General features: G+C 43.1%; 16 protein-coding genes and 1 pseudogene. 9 read left to right on the top strand and 8 right to left on the bottom strand.

The window, feature by feature from the left end; genetic code table 11:
• Positions 1-147: 147 nt before the first annotated feature.
• The 4 genes and pseudogenes from V7K85_RS00580 to V7K85_RS00565 form a co-directional block, all read right to left on the bottom strand.
• Positions 148-462: pseudogene (locus V7K85_RS00580) on the bottom strand (ArsR/SmtB family transcription factor); the annotation flags it as partial.
• Positions 463-548: 86 nt separating this feature from the next.
• Positions 549-1,835: a glutamyl-tRNA reductase gene (locus tag V7K85_RS00575; RefSeq protein WP_334810724.1), complete on the bottom strand. Its 1,287-nt coding sequence runs from the start codon at positions 1,833-1,835 to the stop codon at positions 549-551.
• Between the two features lie 241 nt (positions 1,836-2,076).
• Entirely contained in the window at positions 2,077-3,114 is a 1,038-nt protein-coding gene (gene glpX / locus V7K85_RS00570; RefSeq protein WP_334810723.1) for a class II fructose-bisphosphatase, read from the bottom strand.
• Between the two features lie 269 nt (positions 3,115-3,383).
• The gene (locus V7K85_RS00565; protein WP_334810722.1) at positions 3,384-4,424 is read right to left on the bottom strand and encodes a histone deacetylase family protein; all 1,041 of its coding nucleotides are present in this window, start codon (positions 4,422-4,424) and stop codon (positions 3,384-3,386) included.
• Between the two features lie 186 nt (positions 4,425-4,610).
• Between V7K85_RS00565 and V7K85_RS00560 the strand changes: the two genes are divergently transcribed.
• The 8 genes from V7K85_RS00560 (at position 4,611) to grxD (ending at position 9,845) form a co-directional block, all read left to right on the top strand.
• Positions 4,611-5,183: a DUF981 family protein gene (locus tag V7K85_RS00560; protein ID WP_334810721.1), complete on the top strand. Its 573-nt coding sequence runs from the start codon at positions 4,611-4,613 to the stop codon at positions 5,181-5,183.
• 56 nt (positions 5,184-5,239) lie between these two features.
• The gene (gene grxC, locus V7K85_RS00555) at positions 5,240-5,554 is read left to right on the top strand and encodes a glutaredoxin 3 (protein ID WP_334810720.1); all 315 of its coding nucleotides are present in this window, start codon (positions 5,240-5,242) and stop codon (positions 5,552-5,554) included.
• Between the two features lie 568 nt (positions 5,555-6,122).
• Complete coding sequence (gene tadA / locus V7K85_RS00550; protein WP_334810719.1) at positions 6,123-6,608, top strand: tRNA adenosine(34) deaminase TadA; 486 nt, start codon at positions 6,123-6,125, stop codon at positions 6,606-6,608.
• Positions 6,609-6,720: 112 nt separating this feature from the next.
• Positions 6,721-7,479: a lysophospholipid acyltransferase family protein gene (locus tag V7K85_RS00545; protein ID WP_334810718.1), complete on the top strand. Its 759-nt coding sequence runs from the start codon at positions 6,721-6,723 to the stop codon at positions 7,477-7,479.
• 522 nt (positions 7,480-8,001) lie between these two features.
• On the top strand, positions 8,002-8,166 hold the full coding sequence (locus tag V7K85_RS00540) for a hypothetical protein (RefSeq protein WP_334810717.1): 165 nt from the start codon (positions 8,002-8,004) through the stop codon (positions 8,164-8,166).
• 157 nt (positions 8,167-8,323) lie between these two features.
• Positions 8,324-8,932: a hypothetical protein gene (locus tag V7K85_RS00535; RefSeq protein WP_334810716.1), complete on the top strand. Its 609-nt coding sequence runs from the start codon at positions 8,324-8,326 to the stop codon at positions 8,930-8,932.
• A 242-nt stretch (positions 8,933-9,174) separates the two neighbouring features.
• Positions 9,175-9,432: a BolA family protein gene (locus tag V7K85_RS00530; protein ID WP_298918841.1), complete on the top strand. Its 258-nt coding sequence runs from the start codon at positions 9,175-9,177 to the stop codon at positions 9,430-9,432.
• An 89-nt stretch (positions 9,433-9,521) separates the two neighbouring features.
• Positions 9,522-9,845: a Grx4 family monothiol glutaredoxin gene (grxD, locus tag V7K85_RS00525; RefSeq protein ID WP_298918833.1), complete on the top strand. Its 324-nt coding sequence runs from the start codon at positions 9,522-9,524 to the stop codon at positions 9,843-9,845.
• Positions 9,846-10,262: 417 nt separating this feature from the next.
• Here the strand turns inward: grxD and V7K85_RS00520 are convergent, their stop codons facing one another.
• Positions 10,263-10,511: a DUF6761 family protein gene (locus tag V7K85_RS00520; RefSeq protein ID WP_334691955.1), complete on the bottom strand. Its 249-nt coding sequence runs from the start codon at positions 10,509-10,511 to the stop codon at positions 10,263-10,265.
• A gap of 583 nt (positions 10,512-11,094) precedes the next feature.
• Here V7K85_RS00520 and V7K85_RS00515 point away from each other — a divergent pair.
• Entirely contained in the window at positions 11,095-11,868 is a 774-nt protein-coding gene (locus tag V7K85_RS00515; protein WP_334810715.1) for a response regulator transcription factor, read from the top strand.
• 88 nt (positions 11,869-11,956) lie between these two features.
• Here the strand turns inward: V7K85_RS00515 and V7K85_RS00510 are convergent, their stop codons facing one another.
• The 3 genes from V7K85_RS00510 to V7K85_RS00500 form a co-directional block, all read right to left on the bottom strand.
• Positions 11,957-12,736 carry an ABC transporter ATP-binding protein gene (locus V7K85_RS00510; protein ID WP_334810726.1) on the bottom strand — a complete coding sequence of 260 codons (780 nt, stop codon included), beginning with the start codon at positions 12,734-12,736 and terminating at the stop codon, positions 11,957-11,959.
• A gap of 112 nt (positions 12,737-12,848) precedes the next feature.
• Positions 12,849-13,415: a hypothetical protein gene (locus tag V7K85_RS00505; protein ID WP_334810714.1), complete on the bottom strand. Its 567-nt coding sequence runs from the start codon at positions 13,413-13,415 to the stop codon at positions 12,849-12,851.
• 98 nt (positions 13,416-13,513) lie between these two features.
• Positions 13,514-13,975, bottom strand: a complete 462-nt coding sequence (locus V7K85_RS00500) for a DUF4079 domain-containing protein (protein ID WP_334810725.1) — start codon at positions 13,973-13,975, stop codon at positions 13,514-13,516.
• Positions 13,976-14,122: the final 147 nt, after the last annotated feature.

The following is a 14,122-nucleotide window of genomic DNA, read 5'->3' as shown; positions in this document are numbered from 1 at the left end:
GATAAGGAGTCAATTCTGAGTCTGAATGGCAAGGCTTGCACTTGCATCTGACCGAGAGTTCAGCCTTTAGTAACAGTAATCTGCTGTCGGGCTGGCTTAGTTATGTGCGGACTGGATACCGAGATTCACTAAGCAACGAATCGCACTCCAAGCTTCAGTATCCACATCCTCAATCAAAGATGCTATTTTCTCAGGTGTGAAAATTTCCTTACTAATGCTTTGCAAAGCTTCGCTATCCAATTGATATAGACGGCTATTACCATCAGGGCGCATCGTCACCAAATTTAGCTCCTTAAGTTTCGCTAAATGATGGGATACCGTCGGTTCCTTGAGTTGCAGTAGCACCGCCAATTCTTCGACGCTGCACTCTTGGTTCGCCAAAATACCTACAATCTTCAATCGGCTATCATCCGCTAATGCCTTGAAAAAGCGCAGTAAGATGTTAAATTGCTCTGGTTGCATAACTAACTCCTAATTAGACATATATCTAATTGAAAAGCTCAGATCCCCTACTTCTCACCAGAAGTAGGGGATCTTGATTGTTAAGTTTAACTAAACTGCTCCCCTGCATCCAGGTTGAACAGCATTTGCAGAGTTTGCATACAATGCCGTCTAGCTTCGACATCTTGCTGCGATCGCAACTGCACCATCGGGTCATGTAAAATTTTATTAACAATTCCTCGTGTTAAAGCTTCAATCACCTCTTGGTGTTTTTCAGCAAATTCCGAACCCAATCTCGATAAAGCTTTTTCTAGTTCTTGTTCGCGGATGGTTTCGACTTTATTTCGCAGACAGCTGATAGTGGTAACAGTTTCAAGGGAGCGCCACCAAACATCAAAAGCTTCTACTTCTTCTTCTAAGAGTCTTTCTGCTTCCTGTGCAATCTTTCGACGGCTTTCGTAGTTTTGCGCTACTACTGCTTTCAAATCATCCACATTAAACGCCTGCACATTTGCCAGTTCATTCACATCTACATGAACATTACGCGGTACAGAAATATCAAATAACATCAGAGAGCGCTGAACTTCTAAAACCATTTCCAATTTGGCACGGTCAAGTATCGGCTCTACTGCCGAAGTACTTGTAAACACTAAATCACTATCGGCAATTACTGACATCATGTCTGATAGCGGATGAATTTGAATAAGTTGTTGAGGGAACTGCTTCGCTAATTCTTGGGCACGTTCGCGAGAGCGATTTACAATACTAATTTGCACAGCACCTTTAGAAACTAGGTGTTGCACCAGCAACCGCGACATTTTACCAGCACCCAAAATTACGACTCGGCAAGCAGCTAAATTTGCCACTTTTATCTGCGCTAACTCTACAGCTGCCGAACTGATAGAGACAGCGCCAGTACCAATACTAGTTTCAGTGCGAACCCGCTTGCCAGCTGTCAACGCTTGTTTAAATAATCGATTCAAAATGGTTTTTATACCGTTATATTGCTGCCCCAGTTTGTGAGTAGTCTTCACCTGAGCCAGAATTTGACCTTCTCCGAGTACGAGACTATCTAAACCACCTGCTACCCGCATGACATGCATCACTGCATCATCATGTAGCAGCATAAATAAGTGTTGTCGCAGAGAGAGCACGGGCAATTTGCTGTGTTCCGCAAGAAACTGAATTACTTCTCGGATACCTTGATCTATTTCACTGGTAACAATGTAGATTTCCAGACGGTTACAAGTGCTAAGAATTGCAACTTCTTCAATATGAGGATAGCTGGTTAGATGAGCGATCGCACTTTCAATTTGTGGTTCTGGAATACTCAGTTTTTCCCGGACTTCTACTGGGGCTGTTTTATGGCTTAACCCCACCACTGCTATATTCATTTGCTAAATCGTAGTTACTAGTTGGTAGTTGGGAATCGGGTATTGAGTGAGAATCGGGAATGGGGAAATTTTGTTTATTGGTTGGTAGTTTTTCCCAGCAACAAACAACAAATAATCACTAACTACTAACTACTAACTACTGTAAGGGTGAAGCATTTTGGTGACTATTTTTCCGTTTTATAGAAAGATTTCTTTCCAAATGCTTTGCCCCTACTTTTACCATTCCCCATTCCCTAAAAATTTAGTTCAGTTGGAGAGTCTTGGGTTCACCAAACATGTGAATTGTATCAACAAATCGAGCAGTTTTCGACTGGTTGGAAATTACCAAGCTTTGAGTTCTTGCCCCGCCCTTGAAGAAACGCACACCTTCCATGAGATTACCACTGGTAATGCCGCTAGCAGCGAACAGAACAGTTTTACCAGATGCTAATTCATGAGCATCATAGACCTTATCGGCGTCATTGATATTCATAGATTTTAAACGATCAAGGTTAGCTTCTCTGCTTTCTCCAATCAGACCTGTTTTCACTACTGCTGGATCGTAGATCAATTGACCTTGGAAGTGTCCACCCAAAGCACGCATTGCTGCTGCGGAGATTACACCTTCAGGAGCCGCACCGATACCCATTAGCGCGTGGATATTAGTTCCAGCAAAACCACAGGATATGGCTGCACCTACATCACCATCTGAAATTAGGGCGACTCTCGCTCCAGCCTCACGGATTTCTTTAATTAAATCGTTATGGCGTTCGCGCTTCATGACTACTACTACAAGTTCATCAATACCCCGGTCTAAAACCTCAGAGAGAATCTTCAGGTTTTCCGTGGCTGACTTGTTGATGTCTACCTTGCCCTTAGCTGCGGGAGGTGCTGCTAACTTTTTCATGTAAAAGTCAGGAGCAGCAAATAATCCACCCTTTTCAGAAATTGCCAAGACAGCCATCGAACCAGGTTGTCCATATGCTACCAAGTTCGTACCTTCACAAGGATCAACGGCGATGTCAATTTCGATTAATTCATCAGGGTTACAGAGAGCTTCAGCATTTGGTTGGGTACAGATACCAACTTCTTCCCCGATGTATAGCATAGGCGCGTCGTCGCGTTCGCCTTCCCCAATCACAATGCGACCCCGCATATAGATTTTATTCATCCGCTCCCGCATGGCTTCCACTGCTACCTGGTCAGCAATGTTTTTTTCGCCTTTGCCCATCCACTTCGAGGAAGCGATCGCAGCTTGCTCTACTACTTCAATAATCTCTAACCCAAGTGTATTTTCCACAGAGTCTACCCTCTCAGCTGCTTGAATTTACGTCGTTTTATCTGGCTATTTCAGTCTTTAAGTCTACCAAAGGGCGGTTACCAAATTCCGATTACAAATGTTAACGATGTGTCAACTTCCCGCTTATTGAGAATAATATCAATAATTTCCAGAAATGTCAGTATTGTTTGAGCCTCACGCTTATGAGGATAAATACCTAAAATATTTGCCACAATTGAACTTTAGATATTTGATTGAAATAAGTATGTTTATTTACGAAAATCGTAATTTTAAACACTTTTAAAACCTGTGACTAATTGTCGAACGTTTTCACTTAGGGCTTCAACGAAGTATCCACCCTCTTGTACAAAAAGAGTCGGCAGACCGAGTAATTTAATCTTTCTTCCTATTTCATAGTAAGAGGTGGATTCGAGAGCAAAGCAACCCAGTGGATCTGATTTAAAGGTATCAAAGCCAGTTGCTACGACCAAGGCTTCTACCTGGAATGACGACACCACAGCTGCGGCTCTCTCCAAGGCTTGTAGATAAGAAGCCTCATTGGTTCCAGCAGGTAGGGGAATGTTCAAGTTACATTCTTCTCCATCGCCGCTGCCACGTTCGTTTTCAAAACCTGTATAAAAAGGATAAAAGTTAGTGGGATTGCCGTGAATCGAAATTGTTAAAACATCACCACGCTGATAAAAAATCTCCTGCGTACCATTACCGTGATGCATGTCAATGTCAAGAATTGCGATTCGGGAAAACTTTGTGCGAAGCTCTTGGGTAGCGATCGCGGCATTATTCAAAAAGCACATACCCATTGCCATATCCCGGCAAGCATGATGCCCACTGGGTCTACACAAGGCATAGACAGCCAACTCTCCTGCTTTGATATCAGACGTTGCTTCAATAACCGCAGCTACACTTCCTAAAGCGTTTCGCCATGTGTATTCTCCGATTGGTGCTGCGCCGTCAGCAATGTACCATCCTGCCAGAGCGACAGGACTTTCATTGAACTGAGCCATATGGCGGTTTGGGGAAATGTTTGGAAAAATCTCGGTACTGGCATTCTGCATTCTTGACCAGTGTTTCCAAGCACTCTCAAGATAGTTAACATACGCGAGGTCTTGTACCGCTAGGATTGATTCACGCAGCATTGATTCGTGAAGTTCTGGCTGCGAGCCAAACACTATCTCACATTCCGCCTTCTCCAGCCCCAAACGAATCTGATTACCTCTTTGTGCAACATCAGGGTGTTCAATAAAGTGACCTCTCCAGAGGAATTTTGCTGGACCAGGAACGTCAAAGTATGGACTTACTATGGCTTTCATTAACTATGAAGTGGAACGTCGGCTACAGTCTACCAAGGGGTAGATACCAGTGGTAAATAGTTAAGTTTTGCTACGCTTTATTTCGGTGTTAATCTGTATTTATCTGTGGTTTTAAATATTTTAGAAATGTCACAATGTAACTTGAGGTAGTTTATATCAACTCAGAAAAACATCAAGAGGTTAATCGTGTTTATCGACTACATCACACTCATGTTAATCAATATGGTGGCTGGGTTATTTCTACTGGCTGACTTTGTGTGTCGTGGTATAGATAGTTCTAATCAAAGACAGTGGATTCCAGGGTTTGGAATTACAGGTGCGATCGCACTAACAACTGGTTTACACATGAGCTTCACCTGGCCAATTACTGGTAGCTATAACATTGCCTACGGTGAAACAAGTGTCTTATTTGGAATCTTATTTGTTGCGGCGGCAATTGCACTTGCTCAAGGTTGGGATTTATTGACAATAGCAATTTACGGCTTTTTTGCGGGTTTAGTTGCGATCGTAGTGGGTATCCGCATCCTCAACTTGAATTTGACCAAGCAACCGCTTTTATCGGGAATCGGCTTTATTTTAACTGGATTAGGTGGTATTTTTGCAGCGCCAACTCTCTATTGGAAAACCAACCGAACCTGGCGGTTAATTGGCGTAGCAGTGCTAATAGTAGCCGCTCTAATTTGGGCATTGACTGGATATTTGTCTTACTGGAACCATTTAGAGAGTTTTCAAAAGTGGGTTCCAGCCCCAATGCGGTAGCCGATGCCAGCAATGATCTAGGCTAGAGACATAGTTAAAACCTTGCTTAAGAAAATATGCTGGACTTTCTTAATCCCCTCTTAAATCGCCATCCAGAGCGAGTCAAAGCCAACGTCGAACTTTACACATGGCAAACTTGTCCTTACTGCATTCGTGCCAAAATGCTGTTGTGGTGGAAAGGTGTAAATTTTACTGAATATAAAATCGACGGCGACGAAGCAGCCAGAGCTAAAATGGCAGAACGCGCTAACGGACGCCGTAGTGTACCACAAATTTTTATCAATAAGCAGCACATTGGCGGCTGCGATGACATCTATCAACTAGACACACAAAGTCAACTCGATCCTCTTTTAGCCCAAGCCGCTATTTAGCAATAGGATTAGCCCCTAACGGTTGGGTTGGTGATGCTATGTTGGGCAATTTTGGATTTTGAATTATTTAGCCGCAGACTTCTAGTACACTGTGGCGTCAGTTTGCCTAGCTTTAACGAGTTGCTCAAGCCTCTTGTTGTCTGGTTAATTGAGATAGTAGCTGGATTTACGCAGTGCTGTAGTAGTAGTCTGTCAAGTTTAAATTGATGGGGTAAACAAGTTCGTAGTAAGGACTAAAGTCCTTATTTTCTAGGGACTAAAGTCCTTACTACAAACCCTTTTGCACTAGCTTGACAAAGTACTAGTACGCCACGGCGTAAATAGCGCAAAGTCTGAGCGGCGGTTCCCGCCGATCAGAACTTTGCAAGACGAGCAACCATTTAAAATCCTTAAAAAGCCCATTCCATAATACTTTTGAATGAGTGACTTCCGCCTTGCGGTACTAGTGTACGGGCTATATACTTTTTTTTCTTGTAGGATAGGCGTCTCGCCCGTCCAAAGGCGGACGAGCGGCCCACCTTACAAAATTTGTTGAATTTTAAAATCTTTATTTTATATTGATCAGAATATGCTATCTAAATACACGGAATATCTTATACATAAACAATGGATGAGTTGTGCCCTAGAATTAGCAAAAGCTGCCGGTGATGCAGGTGAAGTCCCGGTAGGTGCTGTTATCATTGATTCAACTGGTAAATTACTGGCACAAGGAGAAAACAGAAAAGAGCGCGACAAAGATCCTACCGCTCATGCGGAAATTCTCGCTCTTAAGATAGCTGCAACAACTTTACAAAATTGGCATCTTAATGAATGCACTCTCTACGTAACTCTCGAGCCTTGCCCGATGTGTGCAGGTGCTATTGTACAAGCGCGTCTAGGATTACTTGTATATGGAGTAGACGATACAAAAACTGGCGCAATTCGTACAGTTATTAACATACCCGATAGCGCTGCTTCTAATCACCGTCTCCAGGTAATCGGAGGCATTCTAGAGTCAGCTTGTCGTCAACAGTTACAAGCTTGGTTTGCTACTAAGCGGCGTAGGGGAAACTAACGGACAGAGGTAAAACTGTCCATCTAGTACGACACAACTCACGCAAGAGAATCTACGGTGTAACTAATCAGGCTTTTCGTTAAATTTTACCCGTCAATCAGCTGCATTCGTCATGATGGAATTTTCCTCTTCATCCGATACCTGCCAGCACACAGCAGCAAATCCTCAGGTAGCTCGTACTACCTCAAGGGTTTCTCCTTGGTTAAGTCCTCTGGCATATTTATTAGGGCGTCACTGCCTATTACCATTATTCTTTGGGCAAATTAGCATAACCGGACAAAAAAATATCCCCACAACTGGGCCTGTGATCCTCGCGCCTACCCATCGGGCGCGTTGGGATGCATTGCTCGTACCCTACGCTACCGCTGATTGTCTGAGAGAACAAGACTTGCGGTTTATGGTAACTATTGACGAATGCCAAGGTTTGCAAGGCTGGTTTGTCCGACGTTTGGGGGGGTTTCCTGTAAATTCTAAGCATCCGTCAATCAGCACGCTGCGACATGGAGTTGAGCTACTTCAGCAGAAAAAAACCCTGGTGATTTTTCCAGAAGGTAACATTTTTCGTGATGGCCAAATTCACCAGTTGAAGCCGGGAATTGCTCGTCTTGCTTTGAGTGCTGAATCTAGTTATTCCGGGCTGGGAGTGAAAATCATACCCATAGGCATTAATTACAGCCAACCTTATCCAAATTGGGGTACAGATGTGAATATTCACATCTGTACCCCAATCAGAGTAGCGGATTACATGAACGGCTGTATAAAACAAGATGCCAAAAGCATCACAACTGATTTAGCAAAGGCACTGCAACAATTAATCCATCAAGAAACAAAAATTACTAATCATGCATTTGCAGAAATTACTAATTCTTAATCTTGTTAAAGTCAAAAGTCCTAAGATCGGCTCTTAACCATTAACCATTAACCATTAACCGTGCATGATTAAGAAACTGCACGTTTTCAAGGTTTGACACTAATTGCTAACTGCTATATCCATCCTGAATAAATCACAAAAAATTAGTGATATTTTGCAACCTTTGAGGATGTATATATATATAGATTACCCTATATTGATAGGATATTCAGCCAAATTGGCATTTTTTGAGCGAATAGCTCATAATTGTCTGCATACTGAATTGGTTGATGATAAATATTTTTACTATTTGGTCACACAGTTAAATGAAAGTCTTTGGATTCTCCGTAAACATGACTGCTAAAAACAAAATTTTGGGAAGCGCGGGCTGGGGACATCGCCATTTTTAATTGGTTTGGTGCGATGCCTACGGCGGGCTACGCATACGCAAATAGTTCAAACAGTGCTTTGGGAAGATTCTCCTGCCAAATCTCTTAGTTAACCTGAGATAATTATTGGGCAGGAAAGTCGGTAGCCAGACAGATGGTGAAGCAGTCTAAATCCTTTTCTCAAATCAACTCTTCGCCACCGCCTTGGCAAACTACTCCCAAGCTACTTGCTAGTAAACCGATGATTGACAAAATCAGAGTAATTAAGGTGTTAACCCAGTCCACTGTAGGTATTGCTGATCATGACTATTTAAGTTAGTTCCTATACAGGGGTACTGGGAACTCTATTAAACCGATTTTCAGTCCTAAATCAGAGATACTTAGGATGTAGCTTTGCTTTGTCCAAGACCAAAACAGAGTTAAGATACCCGAAGTTTCCATAACTTTTTTATCTAGTTGTCGCACTAATTGATCCCATGAACACTGCTGCCGCTGTTACCTTGATGCACCGTACTGTTTTATCAGTCATAGCAGTCCTCAACCTGCTATCACCTGTGAATGCTCAGGTACCACAGTTACCAGGCACTACCAGCCAACCACAACCGATTGACCCCAACGATCCCAATAACCTTCGCCCCATAACCCAAAATAACAGCCTTTTGAGCATTGAAGGAGGCGATCGCCTCGTAAAAGAGGCAGACCAAGCCGTTTCTGCTCAAAACTACCCCTTAGCTGCTAAGAAACTTCAAGAAGCACGTCAGGTTTATAATCAGCTATCTAATTTTTATCAAGAGTTAAATTCTAGCTTTTCGGGAATTGACAACAGAGTTTCTGATTCTCAGCGTCAAAAAGCTCTAGTAACAGCCCAAAAACGAGATGAAGCGACCTTTCAGCTAGCATTGGTACATCGGGCACAAAATCAGCCAGAATTAGCTGTACCGTTGTTGATTCAAATAATTAAAAGTCAAAACCCGACGCGGGATTTAGGCAAGAAAGCCTATAAACAGCTGTTTGAATTGGGTTTTGTAGATTCTCCCTATCCCAGAGAAGGTGGTGGTTCATCTTCCTCATCCAAAAAAAAATAAATTAAATTGACCTTGCCTGTTTTTTTCATCTCCCCGATCTTTCACATCCTTCTCTCCCTGAGCAGCACCTTGGAACGCCCCAGTGCTAGGATAGGATTATCTGCCGTAACTTTGAACCCAGCGTTCTCAAAAATCTACCTCAGAGACGCATTTATCGCTAGCCTTGCCAAAACCTGAAGTTGGCACAGGTATTTGCTCTATATCTGTTAATAATAGAAAAGTAAGTTTTTTCAGGAACAGCGATGATTAGTCCGCAGCAGGTTGAGGCAATGATCAAGGCGGAACTGCCAGACGCCCAGGTTCAGGTGCAAGACTTGACTGGTGGCGGTGACCACTATCAGGTAACAGTAGTTTCATCGCATTTTGCAGGTAAGGGACTAGTGCAGCAGCACCAGTTAGTTTATGGTGCTTTGGGGCAAGCTATGTCAACTGAAGCGATTCATGCCTTGGCAGTAAAAACATATACTCCCGAAACTTGGCAAGCAATACCAGCTTCGTAAACATAGAGTTAGGAATTAGGAGTTAGGAGTTATGAATTTTTAACTTCTGACTCGTAATCATTGAATGCAACATAGGAAACACAAATACCATGACGCCAGAACTCAAAGAGAAAATTGATAACTTGCTACAACAGAACAAGATTTTAGTTTTCATGAAGGGAAACAAGTTAATGCCCCAATGTGGTTTCTCCAACAACGTTGTGCAGATTCTCAATACCTTGGGAGTTCCTTTCGAGACAGTTGATGTTCTATCAGACTCTGAAATCCGTCAAGGAATTAAAGAATACTCTAACTGGCCGACAATTCCCCAAGTGTATATCAATGGTGAATTCCTCGGCGGTTCTGACATCTTGATTGAACTGTATCAAAAAGGTGAATTGCAGGAAAAGGTAGAAGTAGCACTAGCCTCGTAATGTCTCTTTACGCAAACCAGAGGGTATGCTGCTGAATTTGCGCTTCGCAATCAAGGCAATGTGCCGTTTTTAATGTCCTTGAAAAGGGAGATACTATTTCTTTCCCCTTTCAAGGGTTTTTTAATAGGTTTTTGACAAAAATACTTGACCTGTCTTGGAATTGATTTCAGGGCTAGTCAGCCCCAACTCTTGGAGACGCTACGCGAACGGGGAAGTAAAAAGTTAAAAGTCAAAAGTCAAAAGTTAAAAATCCCCTCAGTCGAATTGGCAAGACCAATATAGGGCTGAGGGGATGCGTTTTCTCAATACAATATCTCCAAAATGTCACACCACGGCAACCCATTGACGAATACAGATAATATGCTACAATTATCTGCGGTAATTAACGGTTACTATTAATGGCTAGGTAAATGGTACTTAGTAGTAATCGTGTTGTGGTTGTGGTTGCGGCACTGCAAAATTTGATCCATCGTACAAGTAGCGGCTGGCTTCCTCTTCTAAGCGATGAATCAGAAAAGGTTCAATGATGTTGCCATGTCGCAGTGCGGCTAGATATCCATCCAAATACATCCGCATATCATCCGTGCGATAACCGCGATTCCATAACTCGACGAAGGCGTCGGTGAGTCTTTGGTAATAGCGGATGGTTTGTGTGTCTTGGAGCATAACTGCTGTATTAATCTCTTTGGAATGAGAATTGTAAATGATTCACGCACAAATGTGAAGTGTAATTTCACTTTGGCATCAACTCAAAGTAGACACATCTACTTTGGGCATTACCCTCATAGCAGCTACAAGCTACTTTAATCCTATTCCAGAAAACATCGATTCTAGTTATCTGCTAAGTTATTTTTATAATTTTCACACTCAATAGCCCAATTGTATTGGTGTTATGTTCATGGATATGGGCACTAATTTTTGCGAAAAAAATCTCCTTTCATCATCAGGTTGAAAAGCTGTTGTAGTAACGGTTAGCTAGTTGGGTTATAGATATTTGCCAGATTACACCCATCTCAAAGCAGAATGTTAAGTTAAAAGAACTTTTGATAAGTCTAACAACACTTTCGAGAAATTTAATAAAAATTTAATAATATTTCTAATTGCCTTCCGGCAAGGCACAAATTAAAGATATTGCACTCTTTTTATGAGGAAATGTAAAGCTAATCGCAATTGAAGTAACAAAGGCTACAAAAGCTTAGAGATGGGCTTGTTACTTTGAAAGTCATCGACGCTAAGGGGTCTTGCCACTGTGGGTTCGGTTTGTATAGAAATCATTGAGGGGAATCCCCATCTGAGGTCGTTGCTGGGTTGGCATTTGCAACAACTGGAATACCGTGTACATCAAGCTGCCAGCATTTATCAAGCAAGGGAAGTATTTTTAAGCCATCAACCAACACTGGTCGTCTTGGATGCAGACCTGCCTGATGGTGATGGCATTGAGTTTTGTCGTTGGTTGCATCGTCAGCAGCAGCCTCTAATCTTAATGCTATCTGTCCGTAATAGTGAAGGTGATATCGTCGCAGGTTTAAAGGCGGGTGCAGATGATTATCTGAGCAAACCTTTTGGGATGCAAGAGTTTTTGGCACGGGTAGAGGCACTGATTCGCCGGAAGCGCACACCTACTGCACCAGCTTATTTGGATTATGGCACTTTGCAAATCGATTTAGTTCAGCGCCGTGTTCGCTTCCAAGGAGAGTTCATCGACTTAACGCCCCAAGAATTCAGTTTGCTGTACGTCTTGGCACAAGCTGGGGGAGTGCCTCTGAGTAGGTCGGAATTGTTGCGTCGTGCTTGGCCTGACGCTATCGATAACCCTCGTACCATTGATACTCACGTTTTGTCGCTGCGGAAAAAGGTTGAACTTGATCCCCGGCAACCCAACTTGATTCAAACTATCCGCAATGTAGGATACCGTTTTAACATGGAAATTTTGAATACCAATATTTCACAGTCACAAACAACAAAGTTAGCTAGAGAGAGATTTAGTAATCAACGTTCAACACTTAGTAGTAGTCAAGTGTGAATGGGGCATTGGGCATTGAGCATTGGGCATGGGGTGAGGGGGAGTAAGAAAACGACTCGTGATTCCTGTCTCCTGACTCATCCAAAATTTAAAATTCAAAATCGTCTTGAGCTTCTGCTTTAATCAAGCTTTCTCGTAATTCAACCCAGTTTATCTCAGAGACTCTTTGATTTGCGAATAAATGACCTTGTTGCAGGTGTAATAACCGAGTACAAAACATCTGGGCTAGTTCCAGTTGGTGATTTACCATCAGAATCGTGGTTTGATGAGTTTGACTCAACTGGGTTAAGACTTGCATTAGATGAGAAGCTGTACCAGTATCTAGGGCAGAGGTTGGCTCGTCTAATAATAATATTTTAGGCTGGATGACTAAGGCACGAGCGATCGCTACTAGTTGTCGTTGTCCAGCAGAAAGTTGCACCTCTGTTCGCCCTAACCATTCATTGGGAATGTGCAGTTGTTCTGTCCAGTGACTAACTCGTTGCTGAATTATCTGTTTGGGCAAACCACGCAAAACTAAAGGATAAGCCAAAGCTTGTTGAACTGTCATCCCCAACAGCTTGGATTCTTGCAATACAAGTACAAGCATCTGGCGTAACTTGATAACAGGAATTTGGCGATACTCTTGATTTTCTAGATAGATTTTGCCACTAGTGGGTTCAATTAGGCGGTTGAGGAGGCGTAATAATGAAGTTTTACCAGCACCAACTGGGCCTACAATTGCAATGCGTTCGTCGTGGAATACCTCCAAGGAAATATCTTGCAATATGGGGTATCCTTGCTGATTGCCTGGAAGTTGGGTTTTCAGGCTTGTAAACAGATTAACTTGCTCTAACCTTAGTGTGGCTTTTGCTGTGACATTATCCAAGTTCAATTTGGGAATGGGGAGTGGGGACTGGGGAACTCGGGGCGCTCTCTGGGGATAAGGGGCAATGGGGACTGGGGAAAAAGAATCAATGCCCCATGCCCTATGCCCAGTTCTAAGTTAATTGTCCAGTAGTTAAAGCTGTGGCGATCGCCCAGCCATCGACCAACACTAACAGTAGCGTGAATCCCAGTAAAATCAGATACATCCACGGTTGTGCTAAAGGGCGAACATCTGTAGTATCAATGCCTGTCTTTGCTTGCACAACTTGCACGAAACGGGCAAATCCGGCTACACGCATCGGTAATAAATAAGCTTTCCCATCCTGGCTGAGGAAATAATAAACCAGCCCTCCTTGACCAGTGGTGCGGGGTTTTAACTCTTTGACCTCTGACCAAGGTAAAAACCAGCCTTTACGAAAAAAGCCAGGCACCCAGGCGGGGTAAGTAACCTGAATTCCCTGGTCATCTACCATTACTTGTTCAGTCAATACAGCATACAAGGCAACTAAGCCGATGCTAATTCCTATCCACAATAATCCTGGGGGTACGGGTGCAGCTGTTACCTGCGATAAGAAGGGTAATGGGACTGTGAGTGCTATGTATAGACTCAGCAGTGTTATCCGAATCAAAGGAGACAGACGAAAAACAGAAGCTGAGATATTGGCTGAGTTTGCTGTCACGGCTCAATTACAATGCTTTTCTCCATTGTAGGGTAGGTCTATGTCCTACCTCGCCTGTCACACATAAGCTATGCCACTTTGAAATTGCAAATTATTTTTTAAGGTAAATACTTTTGCACTACAATCCAACCAGTAAGGGATACCCAGGCAAATCCTCCAAACAGAATAATATTTACGCCGATGTGTAAAGGTCTAGCCCAAGGTCGTCTGGCACTAATTTGCGTGGCACTGAAAGCAGACAGTAAAACTAATGCTACCACTATCAATCCAGCAACTAAATGTGATGAGTGACCCAAGGAACCAAAGTGACCGAAAGTGCCAACAATGCCGATCGCCAGCAGTAGTAGCACTAAACTTACCATGCTGATGCCCATTGTATAGTGCAGCGATCGCACCTCCCTATTTCCGCCCAGAAATGGGGTAATAAAAGGGAATTGCTGCGACGTTCTCGCCTGAAACATCCAAACGCCGGTGACTGCTAACATCAGATATGCCAGCAGGGACAACCCCATCGACCAGGCGGCTATTTTCCACAACCAAAGAAATGAAGGCAGATTCATAAGAATGATTGTAGATGGAGAGTGAGGGAGATGGGGGAGCAGGGGAACAATACCCAATGCCCAATGCCCAATGCCCAATGCCCAATGCCCAATGCCCAATGCCCAATGCCCAATGCCCAATGCCCAATGCCCAATGCCCAATGCCCA

The sequence above is a fragment of the Nostoc sp. genome (genome assembly GCF_036917615.1).
GTDB lineage: Bacteria > Cyanobacteriota > Cyanobacteriia > Cyanobacteriales > Nostocaceae > Nostoc.
The sequence above is the reverse complement of the archived record's forward strand: the minus strand, read 5'-3'. Positions and strand labels throughout refer to the sequence as shown.

Bases quoted from the DNA above. Each gene is read 5' to 3' on its own strand.
- V7K85_RS00545 (WP_334810718.1), top strand. From the start codon at position 6,721: ATGATGGAATTTTCCTCTTCATCCGATACCTGCCAGCACACAGCAGCA.
- V7K85_RS00535 (WP_334810716.1), top strand. From the start codon at position 8,324: ATGAACACTGCTGCCGCTGTTACCTTGATGCACCGTACTGTTTTATCA.
- V7K85_RS00500 (WP_334810725.1), bottom strand. From the start codon at position 13,975: ATGAATCTGCCTTCATTTCTTTGGTTGTGGAAAATAGCCGCCTGGTCG.
- V7K85_RS00565 (WP_334810722.1), bottom strand. From the start codon at position 4,424: ATGAAAGCCATAGTAAGTCCATACTTTGACGTTCCTGGTCCAGCAAAA.
- tadA (WP_334810719.1), top strand. From the start codon at position 6,123: ATGCTATCTAAATACACGGAATATCTTATACATAAACAATGGATGAGT.
- grxD (WP_298918833.1), top strand. From the start codon at position 9,522: ATGACGCCAGAACTCAAAGAGAAAATTGATAACTTGCTACAACAGAAC.
- V7K85_RS00540 (WP_334810717.1), top strand. From the start codon at position 8,002: ATGGTGAAGCAGTCTAAATCCTTTTCTCAAATCAACTCTTCGCCACCG.
- grxC (WP_334810720.1), top strand. From the start codon at position 5,240: ATGCTGGACTTTCTTAATCCCCTCTTAAATCGCCATCCAGAGCGAGTC.
- V7K85_RS00575 (WP_334810724.1), bottom strand. From the start codon at position 1,835: ATGAATATAGCAGTGGTGGGGTTAAGCCATAAAACAGCCCCAGTAGAA.
- V7K85_RS00520 (WP_334691955.1), bottom strand. From the start codon at position 10,511: ATGCTCCAAGACACACAAACCATCCGCTATTACCAAAGACTCACCGAC.
- V7K85_RS00530 (WP_298918841.1), top strand. From the start codon at position 9,175: ATGATTAGTCCGCAGCAGGTTGAGGCAATGATCAAGGCGGAACTGCCA.